The 26,958-nt window shown below is 70.3% G+C and carries 26 protein-coding genes; 16 read left to right on the top strand and 10 right to left on the bottom strand.

What is annotated here, in order from left to right; translation table 11 throughout:
* From OO69_RS28285 to OO69_RS28305, 5 genes are all read left to right on the top strand, one after another.
* Positions 1 to 495, top strand: a 495-nt coding sequence (locus OO69_RS28285; protein WP_033283644.1) for a class F sortase, incomplete at its 5' end; no start/stop codon positions are given.
* 174 nt (positions 496 to 669) lie between these two features.
* The gene (locus tag OO69_RS28290) at positions 670 to 2,004 is read left to right on the top strand and encodes an ABC transporter ATP-binding protein (RefSeq protein WP_033283645.1); all 1,335 of its coding nucleotides are present in this window, start codon (positions 670 to 672) and stop codon (positions 2,002 to 2,004) included.
* A gap of 20 nt (positions 2,005 to 2,024) precedes the next feature.
* The gene (locus OO69_RS28295; protein WP_033283646.1) at positions 2,025 to 2,489 is read left to right on the top strand and encodes a DUF3574 domain-containing protein; all 465 of its coding nucleotides are present in this window, start codon (positions 2,025 to 2,027) and stop codon (positions 2,487 to 2,489) included.
* A 121-nt stretch (positions 2,490 to 2,610) separates the two neighbouring features.
* The gene (locus tag OO69_RS28300) at positions 2,611 to 3,999 is read left to right on the top strand and encodes an aldehyde dehydrogenase family protein (RefSeq protein ID WP_033283647.1); all 1,389 of its coding nucleotides are present in this window, start codon (positions 2,611 to 2,613) and stop codon (positions 3,997 to 3,999) included.
* 37 nt (positions 4,000 to 4,036) lie between these two features.
* Positions 4,037 to 5,119, top strand: coding sequence for a Zn-dependent alcohol dehydrogenase (locus OO69_RS28305; protein ID WP_033283648.1), 1,083 nt, complete (start codon positions 4,037 to 4,039; stop codon positions 5,117 to 5,119).
* A 46-nt stretch (positions 5,120 to 5,165) separates the two neighbouring features.
* Here OO69_RS28305 and OO69_RS28310 read toward each other — a convergent pair whose 3' ends face one another.
* Positions 5,166 to 6,113, bottom strand: a complete 948-nt coding sequence (locus OO69_RS28310; protein ID WP_033283649.1) for a DMT family transporter — start codon at positions 6,111 to 6,113, stop codon at positions 5,166 to 5,168.
* 191 nt (positions 6,114 to 6,304) lie between these two features.
* Between OO69_RS28310 and OO69_RS28315 the strand changes: the two genes are divergently transcribed.
* On the top strand, positions 6,305 to 7,237 hold the full coding sequence (locus OO69_RS28315; RefSeq protein WP_033283650.1) for an acetamidase/formamidase family protein: 933 nt from the start codon (positions 6,305 to 6,307) through the stop codon (positions 7,235 to 7,237).
* Between the two features lie 115 nt (positions 7,238 to 7,352).
* Here OO69_RS28315 and OO69_RS28320 read toward each other — a convergent pair whose 3' ends face one another.
* Positions 7,353 to 8,102: a TetR/AcrR family transcriptional regulator gene (locus OO69_RS28320; protein WP_033283651.1), complete on the bottom strand. Its 750-nt coding sequence runs from the start codon at positions 8,100 to 8,102 to the stop codon at positions 7,353 to 7,355.
* Between the two features lie 105 nt (positions 8,103 to 8,207).
* Here OO69_RS28320 and OO69_RS28325 point away from each other — a divergent pair, with 105 nt between their 5' ends.
* A complete protein-coding gene (locus tag OO69_RS28325) occupies positions 8,208 to 9,107 on the top strand; it encodes an NmrA/HSCARG family protein (RefSeq protein WP_078652603.1) in 900 nt (299 codons plus the stop codon).
* Between the two features lie 100 nt (positions 9,108 to 9,207).
* Here OO69_RS28325 and OO69_RS28330 read toward each other — a convergent pair whose 3' ends face one another.
* Positions 9,208 to 9,846 (bottom strand): TetR/AcrR family transcriptional regulator, encoded by a 639-nt coding sequence (locus OO69_RS28330; protein ID WP_033283652.1) that lies wholly within the window; start codon positions 9,844 to 9,846, stop codon positions 9,208 to 9,210.
* 93 nt (positions 9,847 to 9,939) lie between these two features.
* Between OO69_RS28330 and OO69_RS28335 the strand changes: the two genes are divergently transcribed.
* The 3 genes from OO69_RS28335 to OO69_RS28345 all read left to right on the top strand — a co-directional run bounded on the left by OO69_RS28335 (position 9,940) and on the right by OO69_RS28345 (position 12,149).
* Complete coding sequence (locus OO69_RS28335) at positions 9,940 to 11,091, top strand: acyl-CoA dehydrogenase family protein (protein ID WP_033283653.1); 1,152 nt, start codon at positions 9,940 to 9,942, stop codon at positions 11,089 to 11,091.
* 73 nt (positions 11,092 to 11,164) lie between these two features.
* Positions 11,165 to 11,452: a YiaA/YiaB family inner membrane protein gene (locus tag OO69_RS28340; protein ID WP_033283654.1), complete on the top strand. Its 288-nt coding sequence runs from the start codon at positions 11,165 to 11,167 to the stop codon at positions 11,450 to 11,452.
* A 73-nt stretch (positions 11,453 to 11,525) separates the two neighbouring features.
* Positions 11,526 to 12,149 (top strand): TetR/AcrR family transcriptional regulator, encoded by a 624-nt coding sequence (locus OO69_RS28345; RefSeq protein WP_019059192.1) that lies wholly within the window; start codon positions 11,526 to 11,528, stop codon positions 12,147 to 12,149.
* A gap of 21 nt (positions 12,150 to 12,170) precedes the next feature.
* Here the strand turns inward: OO69_RS28345 and OO69_RS28350 are convergent, their stop codons facing one another.
* The gene (locus OO69_RS28350; RefSeq protein WP_033283655.1) at positions 12,171 to 12,632 is read right to left on the bottom strand and encodes a MaoC family dehydratase; all 462 of its coding nucleotides are present in this window, start codon (positions 12,630 to 12,632) and stop codon (positions 12,171 to 12,173) included.
* A gap of 125 nt (positions 12,633 to 12,757) precedes the next feature.
* On the opposite strand from OO69_RS28350, the gene soxR reads away from it, so the two are divergent.
* Positions 12,758 to 13,267, top strand: a complete 510-nt coding sequence (soxR, locus tag OO69_RS28355; RefSeq protein ID WP_033283656.1) for a redox-sensitive transcriptional activator SoxR — start codon at positions 12,758 to 12,760, stop codon at positions 13,265 to 13,267.
* A gap of 9 nt (positions 13,268 to 13,276) precedes the next feature.
* Here soxR and OO69_RS28360 read toward each other — a convergent pair whose 3' ends face one another.
* Positions 13,277 to 14,350 (bottom strand): RNA ligase (ATP), encoded by a 1,074-nt coding sequence (locus OO69_RS28360; protein WP_033283657.1) that lies wholly within the window; start codon positions 14,348 to 14,350, stop codon positions 13,277 to 13,279.
* 100 nt (positions 14,351 to 14,450) lie between these two features.
* On the opposite strand from OO69_RS28360, the gene OO69_RS28365 reads away from it, so the two are divergent.
* Positions 14,451 to 15,188: a hypothetical protein gene (locus OO69_RS28365; RefSeq protein WP_033283658.1), complete on the top strand. Its 738-nt coding sequence runs from the start codon at positions 14,451 to 14,453 to the stop codon at positions 15,186 to 15,188.
* On the opposite strand, the gene OO69_RS28370 is transcribed toward OO69_RS28365, so the two are convergent.
* Both OO69_RS28370 and OO69_RS28375 read right to left on the bottom strand, forming a co-directional pair.
* Positions 15,134 to 15,862, bottom strand: a complete 729-nt coding sequence (locus OO69_RS28370; RefSeq protein ID WP_033283659.1) for a 3-keto-5-aminohexanoate cleavage protein — start codon at positions 15,860 to 15,862, stop codon at positions 15,134 to 15,136. The genes OO69_RS28365 and OO69_RS28370 overlap by 55 nt on opposite strands.
* A 52-nt stretch (positions 15,863 to 15,914) precedes the next feature.
* On the bottom strand, positions 15,915 to 16,829 hold the full coding sequence (locus OO69_RS28375) for a hypothetical protein (protein WP_234444554.1): 915 nt from the start codon (positions 16,827 to 16,829) through the stop codon (positions 15,915 to 15,917).
* Positions 16,830 to 17,142: 313 nt separating this feature from the next.
* Between OO69_RS28375 and OO69_RS28380 the strand changes: the two genes are divergently transcribed.
* Positions 17,143 to 17,949: a G1 family glutamic endopeptidase gene (locus OO69_RS28380; RefSeq protein WP_033283660.1), complete on the top strand. Its 807-nt coding sequence runs from the start codon at positions 17,143 to 17,145 to the stop codon at positions 17,947 to 17,949.
* Between the two features lie 144 nt (positions 17,950 to 18,093).
* On the opposite strand, the gene OO69_RS28385 is transcribed toward OO69_RS28380, so the two are convergent.
* Complete coding sequence (locus OO69_RS28385) at positions 18,094 to 18,696, bottom strand: hypothetical protein (protein ID WP_033283661.1); 603 nt, start codon at positions 18,694 to 18,696, stop codon at positions 18,094 to 18,096.
* Positions 18,697 to 18,917: 221 nt separating this feature from the next.
* Between OO69_RS28385 and OO69_RS28390 the strand changes: the two genes are divergently transcribed.
* Entirely contained in the window at positions 18,918 to 21,701 is a 2,784-nt protein-coding gene (locus OO69_RS28390; RefSeq protein WP_033283662.1) for a penicillin acylase family protein, read from the top strand.
* Here the strand turns inward: OO69_RS28390 and OO69_RS28395 are convergent.
* On the bottom strand, positions 21,690 to 23,051 hold the full coding sequence (locus OO69_RS28395) for a hypothetical protein (protein ID WP_033283663.1): 1,362 nt from the start codon (positions 23,049 to 23,051) through the stop codon (positions 21,690 to 21,692). The genes OO69_RS28390 and OO69_RS28395 overlap by 12 nt on opposite strands.
* Before the next feature lie 81 nt (positions 23,052 to 23,132).
* Entirely contained in the window at positions 23,133 to 24,353 is a 1,221-nt protein-coding gene (locus tag OO69_RS28400) for an exo-beta-N-acetylmuramidase NamZ domain-containing protein (RefSeq protein ID WP_033283664.1), read from the bottom strand.
* Positions 24,354 to 24,511: 158 nt separating this feature from the next.
* Between OO69_RS28400 and OO69_RS28405 the strand changes: the two genes are divergently transcribed.
* Entirely contained in the window at positions 24,512 to 25,276 is a 765-nt protein-coding gene (locus tag OO69_RS28405; RefSeq protein ID WP_033283665.1) for an SDR family oxidoreductase, read from the top strand.
* A complete protein-coding gene (locus OO69_RS28410) occupies positions 25,273 to 26,955 on the top strand; it encodes a class I adenylate-forming enzyme family protein (RefSeq protein ID WP_033283666.1) in 1,683 nt (560 codons plus the stop codon). The genes OO69_RS28405 and OO69_RS28410 overlap by 4 nt, the downstream gene beginning before the upstream one ends.
* The last annotated feature ends 3 nt before the right edge of the window (positions 26,956 to 26,958 follow it).

Below are 26,958 nucleotides of genomic sequence, written 5' to 3' on the forward strand. Positions count from 1 at the left end.
CCCCCCCCGCCCCGCCCCCTCCCGCACTCCCGCGCGATCGCCCTCGCCATCCCCTACCTCGACGTCGACGCCCCGGTCATGCCCCTCCGGCTCGACCGCGGCCACCGGATGTCCGCACCGCCGGGCGACGACCCGAAGCGGGTGGGCTGGTACGCCGACGGGCCCTCCCCGGGCGAGCAGGGCACCGCCGTCGCCGTCGGCCACCTCGACACCATGACCGGCCCGGCCGTCTTCGCCGGCCTGGGCGAACTCAAGCCAGACCACGTGGTCGAGGTGCGGCGCGCCGACGGACGGACCGCCGTCTACACGGTCGACGCGGTACGGACGTACGAGAAGGCGCACTTCCCCGACCGGGAGGTCTACGGCGCCCGCGGGCGACCGGAGTTGCGTCTGATCACCTGCGGCGGCGGTTACGACCGCAGGACCGGCTACACGGGCAACACCGTCGTCTTCGCCCATCTCGTCGCGATGCGTGAGCGCGCCCGAACTGGCTGAAGATGACCGTCCGTTTTCTCACCACCCGGACCGACACGCCCGATCCCGTCCGGTCTCTTCCCCCGGGTGCGCACATTCCGTTAGCTTCCGTGACTCACAAGCCTCGTACGACCCGTGCGAGGTGTCCGGATCGCGGAGCACCGTCGCCCAAGTGAGCCCCCGGGGGCACTCGTCATGACACGCGCCATCTCCCTGCACGACGTGAGCAAGGCCTACGCGCGAGGCGTCCGCGTGGTGGACCGGCTGTCGCTGGACATCGCGCCGGGGGAGTTCCTCGTCCTGCTCGGGCCGTCCGGGTGCGGCAAGTCGACCGTGCTGAGGATGATCGCCGGCCTGGAGCAGATCGACGAGGGCGACTTAAGACTCGACGGCGAGTACGCCAACGAACTCGCCCCCTCGGAACGGGACATGGCGATGGTGTTCCAGAACTTCGCCCTCTACCCGAGCATGACCAGCCGCGACAACATCGGCTTCCCGCTGCGCATCGAGACCCCCGGCGAGGACCCGCGCGCCCGCGTCGACGCGACCGCCCGCATGCTCGGCATCGAGGACCTCCTGGAACGCTTCCCGAGCCAGCTCTCCGGCGGCGAACGCCAGCGCGTCGCCATGGGCCGGGCCATCGCCCGCCACCCCTCCGCGTTCCTGATGGACGAGCCGCTCTCCAACCTCGACGCGAAACTCCGCAACCACCTCCGCGCCGAAATATCCTCCCTCACCCGCAAGTTGGGCGTCACCACGGTCTACGTCACCCACGACCAGGCCGAGGCCATGTCGCTCGGCGACCGGGTCGCCGTCCTGCGCGGCGGGGTCCTCCAGCAGGTCGGCACCCCGCGCTCGGTGTACGCGCTGCCCCGCAACGTCTTCGTCGCCGCGTTCATCGGCACCCCGCGCATCAACCTCCTGCGCGGCCTGGTCCGGGCCCCGTTGGACGGCGCGATGACCATCAGTCTCGGCAAGCAGTACCTCCGGCTGCCCGAACCCCTGTGCCTGGACCACCAGTTGCTCCGCGTCCAGCAGGGCCGCGAGGTCATCGTCGGCCTGCGTTCCGAGGCCATCCGTATCGCCAAGCCCGCCGCGGCCCGCCCCGGTGAGGTGGCGATCAGCGGCCTGGTCGAGCACGTGGAGTTCCAGGGCCACGAGGTCCTCGTCCACTTCAACACCGGCTCCCGGCCCGCCGTCGTACCGGAGTTGGAGGCCCCGCGCACGGCCCGCCCGGTCCGCCGCCGCCGACGCGAGGGCGGTGTCCTGGACCGGCTGCGGGGACGCGCGGGCGCACTGCGCGCCGGACCGGTGGTGGTCCTGGACCCGTCGACGGTCCCGGAATCCGACCCCGTGCCGCCCGAGGGCCGCCTCCCCGGCGACCTCGTCGTCCGCACCACCCCCGACATCGAACTCCGCCACGGCATGCACGTCCCGCTCCTCGTCGACATCGCCCACCTGTTCGTCTTCGACCAGCACGGCGAACGGATCTCACCGGCCCCGGCGCGGCTGCCCGACCTGGAGGAGTGACGCCCGGTACGGATAGGTGCATGACCCTGCACTTCACCCGAAACCGGGCAGCCCTCGCGACCGCCGGCCTCCTCCTCGCCGCAGCGGCCCCCACCGCCTACGCGAGCCTCGACACCGAAACCGCGCCCGCGATCGCCCCCGCGCCGACGCGCGGAACGCCGTACGTCGAGACGCAGCTCTTCTTCGGCACCGAGCGGCCGGACGGTGGACCGGCCGTCACGGACGGGCAGTTCATGGGCTTCGTCGACAAGGAGGTCACGCCCGACTTCCCGGACGGGCTCACCGTGCAGAACGGGCGCGGGCAGTGGCGGGACGCGAACGGGAAGATCGAGAAGGAGCGGTCGTACGAGCTGATCCTGCTGTATCCGGTGAAGGCGGCGGCCGCGAACGACCGGAAGATCGAGGAGGTCCGGCGGGCGTACGAGAAGGCCTTCGGGCAGGAGGCGGTGGCCCGGGTGGACGACCGGACCCGGGTTGATTTCTGAGGTGCCCGCACCTCGACTTCTGTGGTCTCCGCGCGTCCGTGACCCGGGGTCTCTGGCGCCGGAAAACTAACACCGCTAGTTTGTGAGGCGGACGACGACGTCACGCCCGGGAGGCAGCACGATGAAGGCACACGACGGCATGTACATCGACGGCGCCTGGCGCCCCGCCGCGAGCGGGGACACCATCGACGTGGTGAACCCGGTCGACGAGCAGGTGATCGACCGTGTCCCGGCCGGTACCGCCGCGGACATCGACACCGCCGTACGCGCCGCCCGTGCCGCTCTCCCGGGCTGGGCCGCGACCCCGCCCGCCGAACGCGCTGCCCAACTCGCCTCCCTGCGGGACGTGTTGGCGGCCCGCAAGGACGAGATCGCCGAGACGGTCACCGCCGAACTGGGCTCACCGCTCGCCTTCTCGCAGGCCGTCCACGCGAGCGTGCCGATCGCGGTCGCGGGTTCGTACGCCGAACTCGCCGCGACCCACGCCTTCGAGGAGAAGGTCGGCAATTCGACGGTCTACCAGGAACCCATCGGCGTGGTCGGCGCGATCACCCCCTGGAACTACCCCCTCCACCAGATCGTCGCCAAGGTCGCCCCCGCCCTCGCGGCAGGCTGCACGGTGGTGCTCAAGCCCGCCGAAGACACCCCGCTCACCGCCCAGTTGTTCGCCGAGGCGGTCGACGAGGCGGGCATCCCGGCGGGCGTCTTCAACCTGGTGACGGGCCTGGGTCCGGTGGCCGGCCAGGCGTTGGCCGAACACCCCGGCGTCGACCTCGTCTCCTTCACCGGCTCCACGGCCGTGGGCCGCCAGATCGGCGCGACGGCCGGTGCCGCGGTGAAGAAGGTCGCCCTCGAACTGGGCGGCAAGTCCGCCAACGTCATCCTCCCGAGCGCCGACCTCGCCAAGGCCGTCAACGTCGGTGTCGCCAACGTGATGTCCAACTCCGGCCAGACGTGCAGTGCTTGGACCCGGATGCTGGTCCATCGCGACCAGTACGACGAGGCGGTGGAGCTGGCCGCGACGGCCGCCGCCAAGTACGGCGCCCGCATCGGCCCGGTGGTGAACGCCAAGCAGCGGGCCAGGGTGCGGAGTTACATCGAGAAGGGCGTCGCGGAGGGCGCGCGCCTGGTGGCGGGCGGCCCCGAATCCCCGTCCCCGCAGGGCTACTTCATCAGCCCGACCGTATTCGCCGACGTGACCCCCGACATGACGATCGCCCAGGAGGAGATCTTCGGCCCGGTCCTGACGATCCTCCGCTACGACGACGAGGACGACGCCGTGCGTATCGCCAACGGCACCGTGTACGGCCTCGCGGGTGCGGTGTGGGCCGGTGAGGAGGCCGAAGCGGTGGCGTTCGCGCGGAGGTTGGAGACCGGGCAGGTGGACATCAACGGCGGGCGGTTCAACCCCCGTGCGCCGTTCGGGGGTTACAAGCAGTCGGGTGTCGGCCGGGAACTCGGCGCGCACGGGCTGTCCGAGTACCTCCAGACCAAGTCCCTTCAGTTCTAGCCCTGTCAGCCCTGTCAGCCCTGTCAGGAGGCCTCACATGGTCCGCGCCGCCGTACTGCCCGCCGTGGGCGCTCCGTTGGAGATCGCCGAGATCGACCTCCCGGACCCCGGCCCCGGCCAGGTCCGCATCCGCCTCGCCGCCGCCGGGGTCTGCCACTCCGACCTGTCCCTGACCAACGGCACGATGCGCGTGCCGGTACCGGCGGTCCTGGGCCACGAGGGCGCGGGCACGGTAGTAGCCGTGGGGGAGGGCGTCACGCATGTCTCACCCGGCGCCCCGGTCATCCTCAACTGGGCCCCGTCCTGCGGCACTTGCCACGCCTGCACCCTGGGTGAGGTCTGGCTCTGCGCCAACGCGCTCAACGGCGCGGCGGACGTCTACGCCCACCGCGCCTCCGACGGCAGCGACCTCCACCCCGGCCTGAACGTGGCGGCGTTCGCGGAGGAGACGGTCGTAGCGGCGTCCTGTGTCCTGCCGCTCCCGGAGGGCATCCCGCTGACGGACGCGGCCCTCCTCGGCTGCGCGGTCCTCACCGGCTACGGCGCGATCCACCACTCGGCGCGGGTGCGGGAGGGCGAGACGGTCGCGGTCTTCGGCGTCGGCGGGGTAGGCCTGGCCACCCTCCAGTCGGCCCGGATCGCGGGCGCCACGACGATCGTCGCCGTCGACGTCTCCCCGGAGAAGGAGGAGTTGGCCCGCGCGGCCGGGGCGACGGACTACGTGGTCGCCTCCGAGAACACGGCCCGGGAGATCCGCGCCCTCACCGGAAAACAAGGTGTGGATGTCGCCGTGGAGTGCGTGGGCCGCGCGGTCACCATCCGCACGGCCTGGGAGTCCACCCGCAGAGGTGGACGTACGACGGTCGTAGGCATCGGCGGCAAGGACCAGCAGGTCACCTTCAACGCCCTCGAACTCTTCCACTGGGGCCGGACGTTGAGCGGCTGTGTCTACGGCAACTCCGACCCGGCGAAGGACGTACCGGTGCTCGCCGAGCATGTCCGGGCCGGACGGCTGGACTTGGGGGCGCTGGTGACGGAACGGATCGGACTGGACGGGATTCCGGGGGCGTTCGAGAACATGGTGGCGGGGAAGGGGGGACGGGCGCTGGTCGTGTTCTGAACGGCCCTGTCCGCCCGCACCGGCGGTTCAGGCTCAACGCCCTTGCCTACGGCACCTGTTCGGGCTGCGGCTCATCCGTCGCCGCAGCCTGCTTCGCCCGCGCCCGCGCCTTCGCGCCCGGCCGGGACCGCGACACAGCCACGCCCGCCAGACACAGCACCCCGCCCCCCAGCGTGAGCAACCCCGGTACCTCACCCAGCGCCAGCCACGACATCAGGACGACCAGCGCGGGTACCGCGTACGTGGTCGCGCCCATCTTGCTGGCGGTCGTACGGGCGAGGGCGTAGGCCCAGGTGGTGAAGGCGAGGGCGGTCGGGAAGACGCCCAGGTAGACCATGTTGAGGGTGGCGGAGACGGGCGCGTCGCCGGCCTGATCGACAAGCTGCCCGGCGAACGGCAGGCACATCACCGCCCCGACGAGACACCCGAACGTCGTCACCTGGAGCGCGCTGGCCCGGGCGAGGGCCGGTTTCTGGGCGACGACCCCACCGGCGTACGCGACCGCCGCGAGCAGGCACAGCACCACACCGAGTACGGACGAACCGCCGTCCCCGGACATGGACAGCCCCACGGTCACCGCGCCCGCGAACGACACCGCCATCCCCGCGAGCAGCCGCGGCGGCATCGCGTCACCGAGCAGCCGCGAGCCGAGCAGGGCGATGAGGATCGGCCCGATGTTCACGACGAGGGCGGCGGTACCGGCGTCGACCTGCTGCTCGCCCCAGTTCAGGACGACCATGTAGAACCCGAACCACAGCACGCCCGAGATCGCGATCCCCCGCCAGGCGGACCGCGGCGGCACCCCTTCCCGCCGTACGAGAGAGAGCACCCCCAGCGCCAGCGCCGCGCTCGCCAGCCGCCCCAGCGCCAGCGCGCCCGGCGAGTAGGCGGACCCCGCGCTCCGGATGGACACGAACGCCGAGGCCCACAGGACGACGGTGACGACCGCGGCTGCGGCGGCTGCCCGTTCGGCACGGGGGAGGGATTTCGTCATGCGTTCGAGGTTAGGCGGCGGCGGGACCGTACCGCTGGCGGAAATCGGACGCGATCGTCGGGGGCGGTTGGTGATGCCTTCGGGGTCATTTTTATTGCCTATCAGGCTTGACGGTGAAGCCGGTCGAAGGGCAGAGTCCGGAAGACGCGACGACACGCGACGACACGTACCGACAGGTGAGGACGGGTCCGATGAGCCACCACTCCGTACCGCAGCAAGTGCATCGCCTGTGGTCGACCGAGCACGAGCCCGTGCTGGAGGTCGAGGACGGCGACACCGTGTCGTTCGACCTCACCGAGGCGACGGACGGACAGTTCGACCCGACGTCGACCGTGGAGGCGGTGGCCGGTTTCGACTGGGACCGCGTCTATCCACTCGCCGGACCGATCGTCGTCAAGCACGCCGAGCCCGGCGACGTCCTGGAAGTGGAGTTCCTGGAACTGCGGTCCGTCGACTGGGGCTGGACAGCCGTACTCCCCGGACTCGGCCTGCTCACCGAGGACTTCCCGGACGCGCACCTCCACCTGTGGGATCTGACCGGCGGAGACACGGCCAACTTCCTCGACGTGGCCGACATCCCAATCCGCCCTTTCTGCGGGGTGGTTGGGGTCTGCCCGGACGTCACCGAACCCCAAAGCGTCCTGCCCCCGGGCCACTTCGGCGGCAACGTCGACTGCAAGGACCTCGTCGTCGGCACCAGGCTCTACCTCCCGATCCAGGTCTCCGGCGCCCGCCTCAGCCTCGGCGATCCCCACGCGGCCCAGGGCGACGGGGAGTTGTGCGTCAGCGCGATCGAGGCGTCCTTGTCGGGCGCGGCCCGTATCCGTCTGCACAAGGGCCGCCGCATCCCGGCCCCCCAGTTCGAGACGCCGGGCCCCCTCCACCCGGACCCCGCCCGAGCCGGCCACTACGCCACGATGGGCGTAGCCCCCGACCTCATGCGCGCGGCCCAGGACGCGACCCGAGCCATGATCGACCACCTGGGCACCCGCTACGGCCTCGCCCCGATCGACGCCTACGTCCTGTGCAGCGTCGCCGTAGACCTACGGATCACCGAGGTCGTGGACGCCCCCAACTGGATAGTCACGGCCCACCTGCCAAAGGCGATACTCCGGTCCCTTTGAGGCATGGGGTGGGTTTCGCAGGGGCGCGGGGCTGTATCTACTTGCGGCTCCGCCGCGTGGGCGCGACCAGCCCCAGCGCACGCGCACTCGGCACACCACACAAGCCACCCATCCCCTAGGAATCCGTCGCCCGTCCGACGCGGCGGCGACGCGCTCGCTGTCGGCAGGTCGCTCCGCAGTAGCGGGCCGGGCGGCCGGTGGACCGGGCCTCAAGCCGGACCCCGCACTCCTCGCACCGCGGCGCCGCGTGAAGGGTGCCGGGCGCGTCACGAAATACCCCTCCTTCCGTGACGGACGCGGGACTCCGCAGGCTCTCCAGCGCCAGCCGCACCATGCGGGTGCCGCCGTTCCGGTCGCGGTGTGCGGCCCAGATCGTCACGCATCCGACGAGGAGCGCGGCGACATCGTCCGCGCTGACGTCCGTGCGGACCCCGCCGGCCCGCTGGGCCGCGCGGAGCAGTTCATCGAGTGCCTGGCGGAACCGTCGCGCCGACGCGGTCAGCCGGGGGCGCGGCCAGCTCGTTTCCGTGGTCAAGGCGTCGCAGGCGTGCTTGCGCCCGTGGGACGTGTCGACGACTTCCAGCAGGAAGCCGAAGAAGGCCGCGACAGGGTCCGCGCGGGCCGCCCATCGCCGAGCGGCGTCCACCCGGTTGTCGATCTGCTGGACGAGTACGGCCTCCAGCAGGATCTCCTTGCTGGGGAAGTGCCGGTAGACGGTGCCGGCGCCGACCCCCGCGTGCCGTGCGATCGTGCCGAGCGAGACGTCCAGACCGTGCTCGTCGAAAGCCCGCGAAGCGGCGGCGAGCACCTTCGCGCGGTTACGGCGGGCATCGGCCCGACCGACGTCATGGGGAGGTGCGGTCATGTCACGTAATCCCTTGTCCGCCGGACTCAACCGGGTGCAGCATTCCACATCGACCCCGGGCCGAGCCCAACCGTGCCCACCGACAAGCCCGGGGCGGAGGACGACATGACCACTGACCGCTTGACCGTCGTGACCGGTGCGACCGGCCGGCAGGGCGGCGCCACCGCACGCCGACTCCTGGCGGCCGGCAGACCGGTGCGCGTACTCGTGCGGGACACGGCCGCTCCCGCCGCCAAGGCACTCGAAACCGCCGGAGCCGAGCTCGCCCGCGGCGACTTCGACGACCCGTCGAGTCTGCCTGCGGCGCTGGAGGGAGCGGCGGCACTGTTCGCCGTACCGCCCGTGGCATTCGGGCCGGCCGGCTCCGACGTGGAGCGGGAGTTCGCCCGGGGCCGGGCACTGACCGATGCCGCGGCCGCCGTGGGCGTCGAACACGTCGTGTTCACGGGCGTGGCGTCCACGCCGGGTCGTCCCGGTGGCTCCGAGGGGAAGAAGCGCGTCGAGGACTACCTGCGTGAGCGGATCCGGTCGGTGACCGTGCTGCGCCCGGTGCGGTTCATGTCGAACTATCTCGGTTCGGCACCCATCGGTCTCGACGGCATCTCCGGCGGTGTGCACCGGCACATCTTCCCGCCGGACGAACCTGCCCAGATCGTCGCGGTGGAGGACATCGCGGAGTTCGCCGCGCTGGCCTTCGACCAGCCGGACCGGTTCGCGGGGCGGAGTCTGGAGCTGGCCGGGGACGCTCCCACTCCGGCCGAGGCGGTTGCCGCGATCAGCGAGGCGATTGGCGCCGAGGTGCGCTACGAGCAGATCACCCACGCCGAGGCTGCCGCGCTCAACCCCGAGATCGCCCAGGTCCGGGATCGCTGGGCCGCCGGATCGCGCTGGCACGCCGATATCGAGGCGCTGCGCGTCATTCATCCCGGGCTGCGTACGCTCGCGGACTGGCTCACCGAATCCGGCGCCGCCCTGCTGCGGAAGCGATTCCTCCACACCGCGTAGTGCCGTAGCTATGGGTCGTGGTCCTGCTGGCGGGGAACGGGTACGGCCGCCGATGCAGTCCAGGGCGATATGCGCGCTCTACAGCTGGTACCAGCCGCCCCTACCGCCCAGCCACCTCCGAGAACTGCCCCGCCAACCCCTCCAGCAGCGCGGCCAACCCCACCTCGAACGCCCGCTCATCCACCTTCTCCTGCTGCTCCGCAAGAAGATGCGCCTGCCCAAGATGCGGATAGTCAGCGGGATCGTACGCACTCTCGTCGTCCACGAACCCCCCGGCGAACGACCCCAGCGCGGACCCCATGATGAAGTACCGCATCAACGCCCCGATCGACGTGGCCTGCGCCGGAGGCCACCCCGCGTCGACCATCGCCCCATACACCGCGTCCGCGAGCCGCAACCCAGCCGGCCGCCGCCCGGGCCCCGTGGCGAGCACGGGCACGATGTTGGGATGGTCACGCAACGCGGACCGGTACGACACGGCCCAGTCATGCAGCGCCGTACGCCAGTCCCGCCCGTCCTCGAACATCGACAGATCGACCTGCGCGCTCACCGAGTCGGCGACCGCCTCCAGAATCTGGTCCTTCGTGCGGAAGTGGTTGTAGAGCGAGGGCCCACTCACCCCCAACTCGGCGGCGAGCCGACGCGTGGACACGGCCGCGAGGCCCTCCGCGTCCACCAGCACCCGCGCCGCCTCGACGATCCGGTCGGTACTGAGCAGGGGCTTGCGCGGTCGGGCCATGCCGCACATAGTAGGGCTGCGAGAGTCAAACTAGCAGTGCTAATTTAAATGTGCAGCAGTCGGTGTATGGCCTTCCACTTGGGGTGACGCGCAATGAACCTGGAGCTCAGCGAGGAGCAGGAGGCCGTACGGCGGCTCGCCAAGGACTTCGTGGACCGCGAGATCGCCCCGCACGTCATCGCCTGGGACCGCGCCGAGGAGGTCGACCGCTCGATCGTCAAGAAGCTCGGCGGCGTCGGTTTCCTGGGGCTGACCATCGACGAGGAGTACGGCGGCTCGGGCGGCGACCACCTCGCGTACTGCCTGGTCACCGAGGAACTCGGCCGCGGCGACTCCTCCGTGCGCGGGATCGTCTCCGTGTCGCTGGGGCTGGTCGCCAAGTCGATCGCGGCCTGGGGCGACGAGGAGCAGAAGCGGCGCTGGCTGCCGGGGCTCACCTCCGGCGAGCACGTCGGCTGCTTCGGGCTCACCGAACCCGGCACCGGATCGGATGCCGGCAACCTCACCACCCGCGCGGTCCGTGACGGCGACGACTACGTCATCAACGGCACCAAGATGTTCATCACGAACGGGACTTGGGCCGACGTCGTGCTCCTCTTCGCGCGCTCGACCGACGCCCCGGGACACAAGGGCGTCTCCGCCTTCCTCGTCCCGACCGACACCCCCGGCCTGACCCGCCGCACCATCCACGGCAAGCTCGGCCTGCGCGGCCAGGCCACCGCCGAACTCGTCCTCGAAGACGTCCGCGTGCCCGCCGCCACGATGCTCGGCCCCGAGGGCAAGGGCTTCTCGGTCGCCATGTCGGCGCTGGCCAAGGGCCGCATGTCGGTCGCCGCGGGCTGCGTCGGCATCGCCCAGGCCGCGCTCGACGTGGCGCTCCGCTACGCCGGGGAGCGCGAGCAGTTCGGCAAGTCCATCGCGCAGCACCAGCTCGTCCAGGAACTGATCAGCGACATCGCCGTCGACGTGGACGCGGCCCGGCTGCTGACCTGGCGGGTCGCCGACCTCATAGACCGCGGCCTGCCCTTCGCCACCGAGTCCTCCAAGGCCAAGCTCTTCGCCTCGGAGGCGGCCGTCCGCGCCGCCAACAACGCGCTCCAGGTCTTCGGCGGCTACGGCTACATCGACGAGTACCCGGCGGGCAAGCTGCTGCGCGACGCCCGCGTGATGACCCTCTATGAAGGCACCAGCCAGATCCAGAAACTGCTCATCGGGCGCGCGCTGACGGGCGTTTCCGCGTTCTGAAGACCCGTTCTGAGTACGTGAGTTGAGTATCTGAGCGGATGTCCTACGGGCCGTGGCCGCCGATGCTCGACCCATGAGTGACACACCGGTCAAACAGCAGACCACGGCCGCCTATCACGGCCAGGCCGTCGCGTCTTTCGCGATCGCCCTCGCGGCGACCGCCATCGGCATCTTCCAGTTGCACGCCGACACCTGGGTACGGGCCTTCCTCGGCATCGCCGTCCTCTACTTGGTCACGTCCGCGTTCACGCTCGCCAAGGTGGTCCGCGACCGCCAGGAGGTCGGCCAGATCGTCAGCCGGGTCGACCAGGCCAGGCTGGAGAAGCTCCTCGCCGAGCACGACCCCTTCGAAAAGCTCTGAGCGGCCAGACTAAGCGCTCGCTCAGGTTCGGCGGTATGGTGGACCCCTTGTCACCGAGAGGGGTTCACGAGCGATGAGTACGGCGGAGGAGACCACCGCGGGCGACCCGCAGGCCTGGGCGGAGGTCACGCCCGACGCGGCCCGGCGACTGCTGATCGCCGCCGTGGAGGCCTTCGCCGAGCGCGGCTACCACGCGACGACCACCCGGGACATCGCGGGCCGCGCCGGGATGAGCCCGGCCGCGCTCTACATCCACTACAAGACCAAGGAAGAACTGCTCCACCGCATCAGCAGGATCGGCCACGAGAAGGCCCTGGAGATCCTGCGGACCGCGGCGGGGCGCGAGGGCAGCGCCGCCGAGCGCCTCGCGGACGCGGTGAGCTCCTTCGTGCGCTGGCACGCGGGCGGGCGCACCACCGCGCGGGTCGTGCAGTACGAACTCGACTCGCTCGGCCCGGACGCCCGCGCCGAGATCCTCGCGCTGCGCCGCCAGGTCGACGCCGAGGTGCGCGGGATCGTCGAGGACGGGGTCGCCGACGGCTCCTTCGACGTACCGGACGTGAAGGGCACGACCCTCGCGATCCTGTCGCTCTGCATCGACGTGGCCCGCTGGTTCAGCCTCGACGGCCCCCGGACGCCCGACGAGGTCGGCGCGCTCTACGCCGACCTCGTGCTGCGGATGGTGGGGTCCAAGTAGCCGCCCTGCCAAGGGTGTTGGTCAGAGGTAGTAGCGCGACACCGACTCGGCCACGCACACCGGCTTGTCGCCGCCCTCGCGCTCCACGGTGAACGCGACGGTCACCTGGACACCGCCCGGTACGTCGTCGACGCCGGTGATCTTCGCGGTGGCGCGCAGCCGGGAGTCGACCGGGACCGGGGCGGGGAAACGGACCTTGTTCGTCCCGTAGTTGACGCCCATCTTCACGCCCTCGACCTTGATCAGCTGCGGCCCGAAGAGCGGGAGCAGCGACAGGGTGAGGTAGCCGTGCGCGATAGTCGTCTTGAAGGGGCCAGCAGCCGCCTTCTCCGGGTCCACGTGGATCCACTGGTGGTCGCCCGTCGCGTCCGCGAACAGATCGATCCGCTTCTGGTCGACCTCCAGCCAGTCGGTGTGCCCCAACTGCTCACCGACCGCCGCCCGCAGGTCGTCGACGGAGGTGAAGATCCTCGGCTCTGCCATGTCCTGTCCCGGCCTCTCACGTCATCCAGCACGCCATCACATACCTAAGCAACTGCTTAGCATGGTCGGATGCGAGGCCCCTGTCAACGGACCACGGGTGTGACGCGATGGGTAGGCTCTGACAGGTGCCTCAGATCCCCGAGAAGATCCACGAGCTGACGGTCGGCCAACTCGCCGCACGCAGCGGAGCAGCCGTCTCCGCCCTGCACTTCTACGAGGCCAAGGGCCTGATCAGCAGCAGCCGCACCACGGGCAACCAGCGCCGGTACACCCGTGACACCCTGCGCCGGGTCGCCTTCGTGCGGGCCGCCCAGCGCGTCGGCATCCCTCTGGCCACCATCCGCGAGGCGCTCGCCGAACTCCCCGAGGAGCGCACCCCGACCCGCGAGGACTGGGCCCGCCTCTCCGAGGCCTGGCGCTCCGAACTCGACGAGCGCATCAAGCAGCTCAACCGCCTCCGCGACCACCTCACCGACTGCATCGGCTGCGGCTGCCTGTCCCTGTCGTCCTGCGTCCTGTCCAACCCGGACGACGTGGTCGGCGAACGGGGTGCCGGTTCACGCCTGATGACGGAACCGGGGGAGCGCCGGAAAGCCCGCACCCCCCGGGACCGGGATCCCGAGGGGCGCGACTGAGGACGGCGCTCACTCGTACTCGGTGCCGCCCTTCCGCGTCAGATACGCCGGGCTGACGGCCTTGGCGATCGCCCGTCCACCGGTCACCGCGCTGTACCGCTCCACCGCCGGACGGATCACGACCCCCTCCCGCAGATGCAGCCCCCGCCCCGACACGGTCTCCCGCCCGCTCGCGACCTCCAGCACCCGCTCGACGTCGTACGGCCCCTCGTACAGCCGGGGCACCAACGGCAGCTCGCCGTCGAGGAGTTCGGCCGCGTCCAGCCACCGCACGGTGCCGTCGATCTCGGCGGACACGTCGAACACGGCGTACCCGAGGGTCTCGCGCCGCCCGTCGGCGCCGTACGTCAGGTCCTGGACGCCCGCGCCGTAGACCTCGCCGAAGATCCCGACCCGGCGGGCGCCGAGCCGTTCGGCGAGGCGGGCGGCGGCCTCGGGGACGCCGTGGGCGCGGACGGCTCGCCAGTACAGGTTGCGCGGATCCTCCTTCAGGGCAAGGGACTTGGCGCCGAAGCCCTTCGAGGAGACCTGTACGCGGCTGCCCTCCTCTTCCGCGAAGTAGGTCAACAGGCAGGCGGAGCCGTGGAGTTTCTCGGTCAGGACCACAGCCTCGCCCGGTTCGAATATCCCGGGAAACCGCTGGATGTTCTCGATGTCCACCCAGGGCAGCAGATCGGGCGCGGACTCGACGTCACCGTTCATCGTGGGCGGGATCGGCGGTACCCACTTGACGATGCCGAGCCGCTCCGCGAAGTCGGTGCCGTCCAGGGCTGCTTGGGCCAGGTCGACGTCCGCGAGGGCCTTCGGCCGGCACACGATGCCCTGCGACAGCTCACCGCGCAGCCGTACCGCCCTGACCCGGTCGGCGTTGCTCCCCGCGAGGCGCCCGGTGAGCCCCAACTCCTCGATCAGACCGGCCGGGAGCACGGACTGCTCGGGGATGTAGACGGCGGACTCACCGGTGCGGAACGCTCCCTTGACGACGACGGCTCGATACAGGCCGACCTGGGCCAGTTCGAGGGCGTCGGCGTTCGGGTGTTCATGGACGGTCAGCACTTCGGCGGTGACGCGCAGCGTCGACATCGGGACTCCCCAGGTTCCTCACGTGTGTTTCATCGCCCTCAACTGTCCTGATCGGAAAGGGGTGGAGCGACCGAATATGCGGCTGCTAGCTTCGGGATCCATGCCCCTGTCGCCAGCGCTCACCGCCGCCCTCGCGGACATCGAGACGGTCTTCAACGGATTCGCGAGCCCGCACGAGACCGGTTGCGGGTTCTGTCACGCGCCCGAGGAGATCGGGTATCTGCGCACGCCGTACACGCACGTGCCGCTGGACGTGGTGTGGTACTACCTCTTCGAGGTGCCCGGCCACTTCGACGACCACCCGGCCGCGATGCGACGCCTGCTGCCGCAGGGCGCACGGGCGATGGCGGAGGGCACCGTGGGCAGGGTCGGCTATGGAGCCCATGGGTTGAGCCGGGTGGACTGGCGTTCCTGGCCGGCCGAGCAGGCCACCGCGATCGAGGCCTTCCTGTACGCCTGGTGGCAGGATGCCCTGACGACGCCCGAGCCGCCCTACGGCATCCACGACACCTTCGAGACCTGCGCCACCGTCGCCAGAACCGTGACCCCGTTCCTGGACGGATGGGTACAGGGTCCGGTCGCCGACACGCACCTCGCCGCCTGCGCCGACGCCTGGCTCGACGACCTGCTGTCCGACGCCTCCCCGTTCACCTGGTGGTACGACGACAGCAAGGACGCCGGCCTGGCGGACCTGCGTACCTGGCTGGCCGGCCCCGGTGCCGCCCGCCTCCGTGCTCAGGGCGAGTCCGACCTCGCCGCCCGCGCCGAACTCCTAGCCCTGCCCTACGACGAGCGCTGGGCCCATCCGTACTGGACCAGCCCCTCGGCGACCAACTGAGCGTTGGACAAAGCCCGTTCACCGTCCGGCAGGAGCAGCGTGTCCTCGAGGCCGATGCGGGTCGCGAGCCCCAGCCGCCCCGCGAGCCGGAGCACCGGCCAGGCGCCGCCGTCCTCGCCGTGCAGGAGTACCGGGCGGCCGTGGCCGGAGTCGAGGTCGGCGAGCAGCGCGCGGGCGGACGCCTCCGCCGTCTCCGCATCCGGGTCCGTCACCTCCGCCAGCACCCGCAGCACCTTCGACCGGAGCGGTGAGACGGCGAACCGGGCCGCCCCGTCCGTGCCCGACCAGATGCCCGCCTCTACGCCAACGCCCAGGTCCAGCAACGCCGTTGCGACTTCCTCGGCGCCCGGCTCGTGCCAGTTCACCGAGGCGTGGTCGGGCAGGACCGTCCACCCGCGCACCCGCTCCACCCGTGCCGCTGGGTCCGGTTCGGCCCAGGCGCCCGTGGTCACGCCGACCGGCACGGACACCCGCGCCCGTATCGCCTCCAGCGTCACCGCGAGGACGCGCGGTGACAACGTGTCCTGTCCGCAAGGGGACTTGGGATGAAGATGGACGTCCGTGGCCCCCGCAGCGACAGCCTCCACCGCGGCATCGGCCAACGCTCCGGGCGAGACCGGCACCATCCAGCCGTCGGCGGCCCCACGGGCCCCGTTGAGACAGACCTGCACCATGCCTCGATGGTGCCACCCGCCACTGACAACCGTCCCCCTCGCCCAGGCCTCCTCATCCCCACACCCACCGGATCCCCACCCGGCAGGGCCCCGCCCCCAACGCCACCGCGTGCACCGACCCCGACGCGTCCACCCGGAGCCGTTGTTCGCGCGGTCGCCCGGCGCGGGGACGGGGGCCGAGGCCGTTCGTGCGGAAGGAGTAACACGTGCGCGGCAGACACTCCTTCGCGAAGCGGACCTCCAGGAGGTGTTCGCGCATCGGGACGTGGATCGTGGTCTCGGCGCGCTGGGAGTACGGGCGCGGATCGCGGTGCTCGACCGTGTAGTCGACGATCACGGTCTCGCCGCGGGCCAGCGGGCGGTCGAAGAGCAACTCCGCCGCGACCAGGCCCTCTTGGGGGAGTTCGAGAACCGTGCCGAGCCGCCCCGGTACCGCCACGCTGAAGTACGGCAGCGGGCCGGGCGCGTCCAGGCGGTACAGGGCGATCCAGCGGTCCGCGCCGTCCGCCTCGGCGCGCAGCAGGCGCCGACTGGTCATCGAGCGGACGCGGCGGTCGGCGTCCACGTCCACCCGGTTGTGGCAGCTGAGCCGGGTCAGGCTGTCGTCCCAGCGGGTGTCCAGCGCGGCGAGGGCGGCGGTGAGGTCGTGGTGGTCCGACCAGGCCCGGGCGAGATCGGGGTGGCCGCCGTCCGGCGGGAGCCAACGCCCCCGCGGCCGGGGCGGGCCCAGCAGGCCGGTCAGCGCTCCGGGCGGCAGCCGTAGGACGTCCTCCAGTACGGCGAGTGCCGCCAACGACCGTTGCCGTTCGGGCTGGTAGCGGCCGGACTGCCAGGAGCTGAGCGTCGCCGACGCCACCGGGGTACCGCGGCGCAGCAGCCGGTCCTCGATCCGGTCCAGGCTGAGACCGCTGGCCGCGATGGCCGCGCGCAACGCCTCGTGGAACGGCATCGCCCCGGTGCCGGACACCGGGTCCTCCGGCCTGGACTCTGGTCTCGGTGCGCTCTCGGGTCTGGACGGCACGTACCCCGGTCTGGAAGTCACGTACTCCAGCTCAAGTCAGGGCACTCGCGAGGCGGAAGGGCGTTGCCCTGAAGTTTGGTCAGTCTTGCCCGGCGATTGATCAACCTTGAACGAACCTGTGGGATTTCCCGGGTGTTGCGGCGCCAATTCCCGCAAGACTGAAGGAACTTGTCTGTCTTGCCATGCACATGAGGCCTCGCGGAAGCTGCTGTGCACTGCCGTCACGGCAGCCCCCCCACCCCTCGAATGACGGAGAGTCATGTCCCCGAGATCTTCCGCCGGGTTCGTTCTCGTCACCGCCGCCGCCCTCACCGCCGCCCTCGCGACGCCCGCGCTCGCGGCCGCCCCGAGTGCCGCCGCGCACACCCCGGCCCAGCTCACCCAGGCCATAGCGAGCCACGAGAGTCACACGCTGCACGGGCTCGCGAAGCCCGGCAAGGTCAACGCCACCGTCTCGTCCACCAACTGGTCCGGCTACGCCGCCACCGGCTCGACCGGCGCGTACACCTCGGTCACCTCGTCCTGGACCCAGCCGAGCGTCACCTGCTCCTCGGCCACCACGTACTCCTCCTTCTGGGTCGGCCTCGACGGGTACAGCAACTCCGCGCTGGAGCAGACCGGTACGGAGGCCGACTGCATCGGCGGCAAGGCGACCTACGGCGCCTGGTGGGAGGTGCTGCCCGCCTCCGAGAGCGCGTACTCCGGTGTCACGGTCAAGGGCGGCGACAAGTTCACCGCGACGGTGACCTACTCCGGCTCCACCTTCACCATGACCCTCGCCGACTCCACCGAGGGCTGGACGAAGACGACGACGCACGCCGGTTCGTCCGGCTTCAAGAACGCCTCCGCCGAGGTCATCGCCGAGGCCCCCGAGGTCGGCGGCTCGGTCGCGAGCCTCGCGAACTTCGGCACCGTGAACTTCACCGGCGCCAAGGCCAACAGCAGCAACCTGGACACCTACTCGCCGAACGAGATCGTCATGACGAAGAGCAGCAGCTCCGCCGTACGGGCCCAGCCGGGCTCGATCTCCGGCGGCAGCTTCGCCGACGTCTGGAAGGCCAGCTGACGCCTGCGGCGCGCCACTTGGGGGCTGTCGACGAACGCCGTCGGCAGCCTTCGCCGTTGCGCCGGCAAGCGCAAACAGGCTGGGTCAAAAGAGGGGTGCGGCATCCCCGGCGCACCCCTGGCGCCCTTCCTCGATCGCCCCGGTTCAGGCCGACATCAGCAGCCGTCCCCGCCTGGCGTACGCCAGGGCCTCGGGCGTGAGCACCGGACGCGGTACGACGATGCCGCAGTCCGTGCAGACCGGGCCCGAGGAGGGTTCGTGGGCCAGGTCGTACTTCCACAGGAGGCGCTCCCCGGCGCACACCGGGCACACGGAACCCGGTTCGCGCTCCAGGGCGGCGATCAGCCGTCGCAGCACCTCGGCCAGTGGTTCATGGGGGTGGAGTCGTGGGTCGTCGCACCAGGCGACACCGAAGCCGCCCCAGGTCAGCCGGTGCCAGTCGTCCACGGTGCCCGGGCGGCGGAGCCCGTCGTGCTTCTCCTTCTTGCGGCGTTCGGCGAACCCGACCTCGTAGGCGAGCCAGACCTTGCGCGCTTCCTCCAACTCGTCCAGTGCGGCCACGAGCCGCGCCGGGTCGGGGGAGCGGTCCTCGGGTCCGAACCCGGCCCGGGAGCACAAGTGGTCCCAGGTCGCCCTGTGCCCGTAAGGGGCGAACCGCTCAAGGCACTTGCGCAGCGAGTAGCGCCGCAGCGCCAGATCGCACCGAGGGTCTCGCACCTGTCTCGCCAGACTCCGGAAACCGGCCATCGCCCTGCACCTCCGTCACACCTGCACCTGTACTTCGGTCACCTCGGCGTCGTCGAACGGACGTCGCCGAATAGACGTATCGACAAGCGATTTGGCTCCATCCGATTTCCGATGGCCTCCATAAGCCACTTGCCCGGATCCAAAACTTGACGCATGTTCATCTTCAATCTCGGGGATACCGGCGGTAACGTCCCGCACCACCCCCGTCGGTAGGAGCTGCGATGCCACGGCGCACCCCGCGTAACTTGCTCGACAGACTGAGAACTCCCGGCGGATTCCCCGGGTTCCTGAAGGCCGCATCCGTATGCGCCCTCATTGCCGCCCTTTTGTCTCCCCTTGCCCAGGGGACGGCCGCGGCGGCGACCGCCTCGAACGACTACTGCGGCGGCCAGTGCTCGGACATCCTCCCGGCCGGCGAGAACGGCAACGCCACCCTCGCCCAGATCCTTCTCAACCAGGTCTTCGGCACCCAGCCCAGCCATGCGGAAGACCAGCTCGGCCCCTATGCCAACCTGGCCACGGGCGCCTCCACGCTGACCGACGCGAAGATCAACACCTTCTTCAACGACGCGTCGTTCGGGGTCCCCGCCGCCAACGTCGCCTCGACCGAGAACCCCAGCGGCCGCACCGACGTGACGATCGTCCGCGACAAGGCGACCGGTGTGCCGCACATCACAGGCACCACGCGCTACGGCACCGAGTACGGCGCCGGCTACGCGGCGGCCGAGGACCGGCTGTGGCTGATGGACGTCTTCCGGCACGTGGGACGCGGCCAACTGACCACCTTCGCCGGCGGCGCGGCCTCCAACCAGGGACTTGAGCAGGAGTTCTACCGCAACGCCCCGTACACCGAGGCCGAGTTGCAGTCCCAGATCGACAACGCCGTCAACAACAACGGCACCCGCGGTCAGCAGGCCCTCGCCGACGCCAACGCCTACCTGGCCGGCATCAACGCCTACATCGACGCCTCGGACAGCGGCCGTTACTTCCCCGGCGAGTACGTCCTCACCGGACACAAGGACTCGATCACCAACGCCGGCACGATCGACCACTTCAAGATCACCGACCTGGTCGCGCTGGCCTCCGTCATCGGCACGCTCTTCGGCTCCGGCGGCGGCGGCGAGGTCAACAACGCCCTCTCCCTGCTCGCCGCCCAGGAGAAGTACGGCGTGGAGCAGGGCACCAAGGTCTGGGAGTCCTTCCGCGAACGCAACGACCCCGAGGCCGTCCTCACCGTCCACAACGGCGAGAGCTTCCCGTACGGCACCAAGCCCACCACCGCCCAGGGCGAGGCACTCCCGGACGCCGGTTCGGTGACGACCGAACCACTCGTCTACGACGCCACGGGCACCGGCGCCAACCAGAGCGCCGACGCAGCCTCCGCCGCAGCGACCGCGACCGCCCTCAGCTCCGCCAAGCGCGGGATGTCCAACGCCCTTGTGGTGAGCGGCAAATACACCGCGAGCGGCCACCCGATAGCCGTGTTCGGGCCCCAAACCGGTTACTTCGCACCGCAGTTGCTCATGCTCCAGGAGATCCAGGGCCCGGGGATCAGCGCCCGCGGCGCCTCCTTCGCGGGCCTGAGCATGTACGTCGAACTCGGCCGCGGCCAGGACTACTCGTGGTCCGCCACGACCTCCGGCCAGGACATCATCGACACCTACGCCGTCGAGCTCTGCCAGGACGACTACCACTACCTCTTCCACGGCACCTGCACGCCGATGGAGGAGATCGAGCAGAAGAACTCCTGGGCGCCCACCACGGCCGACTCCACCGCCGCCGGGTCGTACACCATGCGGGTCTGGAAGACCGAGTACGGACCCGTCGAATACAGAGCGACCGTGGGCGGGAAGAAGGTCGCCTACACCACCCTGCGCTCCTCCTACATGCACGAGGCCGACTCGATCATCGGTTTCCAGATGCTCAACGACCCGGACTACGTGAAGAGTCCGCAGACCTTCCAGACCGCAGCCCAGCACATCAACTTCACGTTCAACTGGTTCTACGCCGACTCCCAGCACACCGCGTACTACAACAGCGGCAACAACCCGGTGCGGGCCAGCGGCGTCGACCCGGAGTTCCCGGTCTGGGGCCAGGCCGCCTACGAGTGGCAGAACTGGGACCCCACCACCAACACCTCCGACTACACCCCGGCCTCCGCGCACCCCAACTCGATCGACCAGGACTACTACATCTCCTGGAACAACAAACAGGCCCTCAACTACACGACCGCGAGCTGGGGCGACGGGTCCGTCCATCGAGGCAATCTCCTCGACGACCGGGTGAAGAAACTCGTCGCGGCCGGCGGGGTCACCAGATCCTCGCTGGTGAAGGCGATGTCCGACGCCTCGCTCACCGACCTGCGCGCCGAGGACGTGCTGCCCGACATGCTGAAGGTGATCAACAGCAGTACGGTCACCGACACCACCGCCGCCGCGGCCGTCACCAAGCTGCAGACCTGGCTCACCGCAGGCGGCAAACGCACCGAGACCTCGGCAGGCTCCAAGACCTACGCCAACGCCGACGCCATCCGGATCCTGGACGCCTGGTGGCCCGCACTGGTGAAGGCCGAGTTCCAGCCCGGCCTCGGTGACACCCTCTACACCGCGCTCACCAACAACCTGTACATCGACGAGACCCCGTCGGCCGCCCACGGCCCGACCGGCTCGCACGCCGGAAGCTCCTTCCAGTACGGCTGGTGGAGCTATGTCGACAAGGACCTCCGGTCGGTGCTCGGGCAGACCGTGTCCGGACCGCTGGCCCAGCAGTACTGCGGGGGCGGCAGCCTCAGCGCCTGCCGGGACATCCTGATCAGCACGCTGAAGACGGCGGCCGGCACCAGCGCGTCCACGGTCTACCCCGGGGACTCGCTGTGCTCGGCGGGCGACCAGTGGTGTGCCGACTCGATCGTCCAGCGGACGCTCGGCGGCATCAAGCACTACAACATCAGTTGGCAGAACCGGCCCACCTTCCAGCAAGTGGTGGAGTACACGTCACACCGGTGACGCCTGAGCGGCGGCGGGCCGGCCGATCCGGCCCGCCGCCAGCACCACCCGCGCGAGTTCGGGGTGCACGATGTCGCTGTGCGCCCCGGTCGGCGGCTCGCCGTGGCACACCACCGAGCAGACGTCGACGTTCACACAACCCGACTCCGGAAGCGGCGAGTTGAGGGCCTCGGCCAGGCTCAGCGAACGGGTGCCCGGCACCGCCCGCACCCCGTCGTGGCCCATCGCGCCCCACTTGTCACCCAGCACCCGGACGATGTCGACGGCGGCGAAGGAGCAGTCGTCGTCCGCCATCCGCGAGGCCAGCGGATAGATCGTGCCGAGCGCCGAGTCGCAGTGCGAGTAGCAGCACACGAGGGGTCCGTCGACGCGGTTCTGCTGGCCCTGAAGGACACCGCCGGTACGCGGGTCGTCCGGCAGCCGGGCCGCGAACGCGTAGTGGGAGAAGGCCCCTTGGAGCAGTGTCACCGACTTGACCGAGTGCACTCCCTCGGGCAGACCCCGTAGCGCGAACGACACCAGGCGCCCGCCGAAACTGTGCCCCACGAGATGCACCCGCACCTCCGGCGCCACCGCCGCGAGCCGCCCGATCGCCGGGCCGAGACCGCGCTCACCGACCGTGCCCGCGCGTCTCTTCATCGCGTAGTACGCCGCCTGCCGCAGCAGCTCCCGCGCGCCCTTCCAGGGGTTCGGCAGCGTGAACTCCGTTACGGGGCCCGGGCATTGAGGCACCGCGAGATGGGCCAGCGCCTGCGCGAACTGCTCGCACACCTCGGCCGTACACCCGGCGGCGAACATCCGCGGCTCGCACTGGGGCACCCCCTCCGCGAGCGTGTCCGCGCCGAACATCGCCTGCGGCCCCGGCGGCACCACCTCCACCAGCGTCCGCACCAGCCGCCCGTACTCCTCCAACTCGGCTTCCTGAGGCGGCTGTTGGTCCAGCATCCGGGCGATCTGGTCGATCACCGGCGCCTTGCCGGGGAAGGCGTCGAGGAGCGCGTGCCGGGTGTCGGCGTCGAGCGCTGGCCGCGTCAACTCGGGTGCGGCCGCCGGTGATTGCGGGAAATCCGGAATCGGCTGGTCCGGGAACTCCATGGATGGCCAGATCACGCCTACGTACCCGATCGCGGCCTTCGGCGCGAGGCGCGGAATCGGGGCGAAGAAGCGGCTGTAGAGCCGGGTCGCGCCGGCGCGTTGGTTGTTCCACCCGTGCGAGAAGACGATCAGGTCGCCGATCCCGCGCTGCCGCACCTCGCTCAGCAGCCGGTCCCGTTCTCCCTGGTCGACGTCCCCGTCGGCATCGAAGGTCAACTCCCAGTAGGGGCTCACGCTCATCGCCGGATCCGCCATGACCGGCCTCCTCGTTCCCCGAAGTGGTGCGATGTGGGCGCATCGTCCCGCTACCGGTGAAGATTGGCCATACGTCACGACTCACTTGTAGAGGAGGTATTCAGTTCGAACCCGTCGGAACGCCCTCAACTCCTCCTGCCAGCCCGCCACCACCTCGTCGGTGCCCGCGCCCGCGTCGATCACCGTCCGCACCCGGGCGGACCCGGTGAGCTTGTCGATCCAGTTGTCCGAGCGCCAACCGAAGCCGCTCCAGACCTTCTTGGCGGTCACCAGCAGCGCGATGCCGGTGCGGACGGGGTCGTAGGCGGCCCGGTCGTGGAGGTGGATCTGGACTCCGCCGACGGTCTTGCCCTCGAACTTGGAGAAGGTGGGCGCGAAGTACGCCTCCCTGAAGTGCACGCCGGGCAGGGCGAGTTGATTCACCTCGGCGGCCCAGCGTCCGTCGATGCCCTCTGCTCCCAGCAGTTCGAAGGGGCGGGTGGTGCCGCGGCCCTCGGAGAGGTTCGTGCCCTCGAAGAGGCATGTGCCCGAGTAGACGAGGGCGGTGTCCGGTGTCGGCATGTTGGGGCTCGGCGGTACCCAGGGGAGCGACCAGGCGTCGTAGAACTCCGAACGCTTCCAGCCCGTCATCAGTACGGTCTCCAGGGGGACGGGCTTGGTCAGGAACTCCCCGTTGAACAGCCGGGCCAGCTCGGCGACCGTCATGCCGTGTGCCTGGGCGATCGGCTGGCGGCCTACGAAGGTCGCGAACTCCCGGTGCAGGACCGGGCCTTGGGCCGATCTTCCGGTCACCGGGTTGGGGCGGTCGAGGACTACGAAGCGTTTGCCGGCCAGCTGCGCCGCCTCCATGCAGTCGTAGAGGGTCCAGATGTAGGTGTAGAAGCGGGCGCCCACGTCCTGGATGTCGAAGACGATGGTGTCCACGGCGGCGGTCCTGAAGATGTCGGCGAGTGGTTGGCCGCTCTTCAAGTACGTGTCGTAGACCGGGAGTTTGGTGGCCGGGTCGGTGTAGTGGCCCTCGGAGCCGCCGGCTTGGGCGGTGCCTCGGAAGCCGTGTTCTGGGCCGAAGACCGCGGTGAGGTTCACGTGGGGGCTGGCGTGCATGACGTCGACGATGTGGTGGGCGTCTCTGGTGATGCCGGTTGGGTTGGTGACGATGCCGATTCGTTGGTTGCTGAGCTGGGCGTAATCGTGGGCGGCCAGTTGTTCGAAGCCGGTGCGGAGGTTGTGGGGTTTGGCGGTTGGTGGGGTGAGGGTTGCCGCCGGGGTTGCTGCCAGGAGGGTTCGTCTTGTGAGGGGCATGTGGGCACGGTATGAGCTGCCGCGTGTGGTTCGTAGGGTGCGCGCCGTCTGTGGCTGGTCGCGCAGTTCCCCGCGCCCCTAAGGGCAAACGCTCTTCCGGTGTTACATACCGACCGGTTAGTCTGGCTGGGCAGTGGAGCCGCAGTCGAAGGAGACCGATGGTGGAAGCCGTTCAGGGTGCCGGGGTAGTTGTCACGGGGGCTGGGGGTGGCATCGGGGCTGCGCTCGCGCGGCGGTTCGCTGCCGAGGGGGCCCGGGTCGTGGTGAACGACCTTGATGCCGACCGGGCCAGGGCCGTCGCCGATGAGATCGGGGCCATTGCCGTACCGGGGGATGCCTCCGCCGTCGTCGGTGCTGCTCGGGACGCCCTCGGTGGGACCGTCGACATCTACTGCGCCAACGCCGGGGTCGGCTCCGGTGGGTCCGAAGCGGCCGGGGAGGACGTCTGGGCGCTGGCCTGGGACGTGAACGTCATGGCTCATGTGCGGGCCGCCGAGGCGTTGATCCCGGGGTGGCTGGAGCGGGGCGGCGGGCGGTTCGTGTCGACCGTGTCGGCGGCCGGGCTGCTCACCATGATCGGGGCCGCGCCCTACAGCGTCACCAAGCACGGCGCGTACGCCTTCGCCGAGTGGCTGTCATTGACGTACCGGCACCGGGGGATCAAGGTCCACGCGATCTGCCCGCAGGGTGTGCGCACCGACATGCTGGCCGCCACCGGCAGCGCGGGTGACCTGGTGCTTCAGCCGACTGCCATTGAGCCCGATGTCGTCGCTGACGCTCTGATGGCGGGGATCGAGGAGGACCGGTTCCTGATCCTGCCGCATCCTGAGGTCGCCGGGTACTACCAGGCCCGGGCCGCCGAGCCGGATCGCTGGCTGACCACCATGAACCACATCCAGCAGAAGTGGGAGGCCGGGGAGTGACTGAATCCCTGTATGCCGCCAAGCCCTGGCTCGGGCTGCTGAACGAGGCGCAGAAGGCCCCGATCAGCCCTCCCGACTCTCTCGTGCACGCCTTCCGCGCGGTCGCCGCGGAGCACCCGGACCGCGCCGCGCTCGCCTACTTCGACGGGCGGCTCAGCTACCGCGAGGTCGACGAGCTGAGCGACTCCGTCGCCGGGTATCTCGCCGACCGCGGCCTGGAGCGCGGCGACCGGGTGGCGGTCCTGCTGCAGAACTCGCCGCACTTCGTGCTCGCGCTGCTCGGCGCGTGGAAGGCCGGCGCGATCGTCGTCCCGGTCAACCCGATGTACAAGTCGGGGGAGGTCACCCATGTCCTGCGGGACGGCGAGGTGACCGCGCTGATCTGCTCCGACCGTGCCTGGGAGTCGTATCTGCGCGAGACGGTCGCCGCGGTCGCGGAGAGCGGCTCGCCGGTGCCGATCGTGCTCACCGGGTGCGAGTTGGATTTCCAAACCCGCAACGACGCGCGCGTGCTCACCTTCGAGCGGCTCCCGCAGGCGGAGGACGCCGAGGACCTGGTGGCCGTCGCCCGGCAAGGGAACCCGGCGCCCGAAGGCCGTGACTTCGGTCCGTCGGACATCGCGCTCATCAGCTACACCTCGGGTACCAGCGGCGCCCCCAAGGGGGCCACCAACACCCACGGCAACATCATGGCCAACGCGGAACGGCAGCGGACGGGGCTGCGGCTGCCCGAGGCTCCCGTGTACTTCGCGATGGCTCCGCTGTTCCACATCACCGGGATGGTCTGCGAACTCGCCGCGTGCCTCAACAGCGCGGGTCTGCTCGTCCTCGCGTACCGCTTCGAGTCGGGTGTCGTCCTGGACGCGTTCGCCGAACACCGGCCCGCCTACACCGTCGGCCCCTCGACGGCCTTCATGGCGCTGGCCGCGCACCCGTCGGTCACACCCGACCACTTCTCGTCCTTCGTGAACATCTCCTCCGGCGGTGCGCCCCTGCCGCCCGCCCTGGTGGAGAAGTTCCGCGCGGGCTTCGGGCCGTACATCCGCAACGGCTACGGCCTCACCGAGTGCACCGCGCCCTGCGCGTCCGTGCCGCAGGACCTGGAGGCGCCCGTCGACCCGGTCTCCGGGACGCTGGCCGTCGGCGCGCCGGGGCCGAACACGGTCGTACGGATCGTCGACGACCAGGGCGAGGAGGTGCCCTTCGGGGAGCACGGCGAGATCGTCGTGCGCGGGCCGCAGGTCGTGCCCGGGTACTGGCGGCGGCCCGAGGCCACCGCCGAGACCTTCCCGGACGGTGAACTGCGTACCGGGGACATCGGGTTCATGGATCCGCAGGGCTGGCTGTACGTCGTCGACCGCAAGAAGGACATGATCAACGCGTCCGGCTTCAAGGTGTGGCCGCGCGAGGTCGAGGACGTGCTGTACACCCACCCGGCGGTGCGCGAGGCGGCCGTCGTCGGCGTGCCCGACGGGTATCGCGGCGAGACGGTGAAGGCGTACATCAGTCTCCGTCCGGGCGCCGAAACCGACCCCGATGAATTCGCCGTGTACTGCAAGGAGAGACTGGCCGCCTACAAATACCCCCGCCAGGTGGAGATCCTGCCCGACCTGCCGAAGACGGCAAGTGGGAAGATCCTCCGGCGGGAACTGCGTTCCCGGTCGCACGACAGCGAGTGAACA

Source organism: Streptomyces sp. NRRL F-525, from assembly GCF_000716605.1.
Lineage (GTDB): Bacteria > Actinomycetota > Actinomycetes > Streptomycetales > Streptomycetaceae > Streptomyces.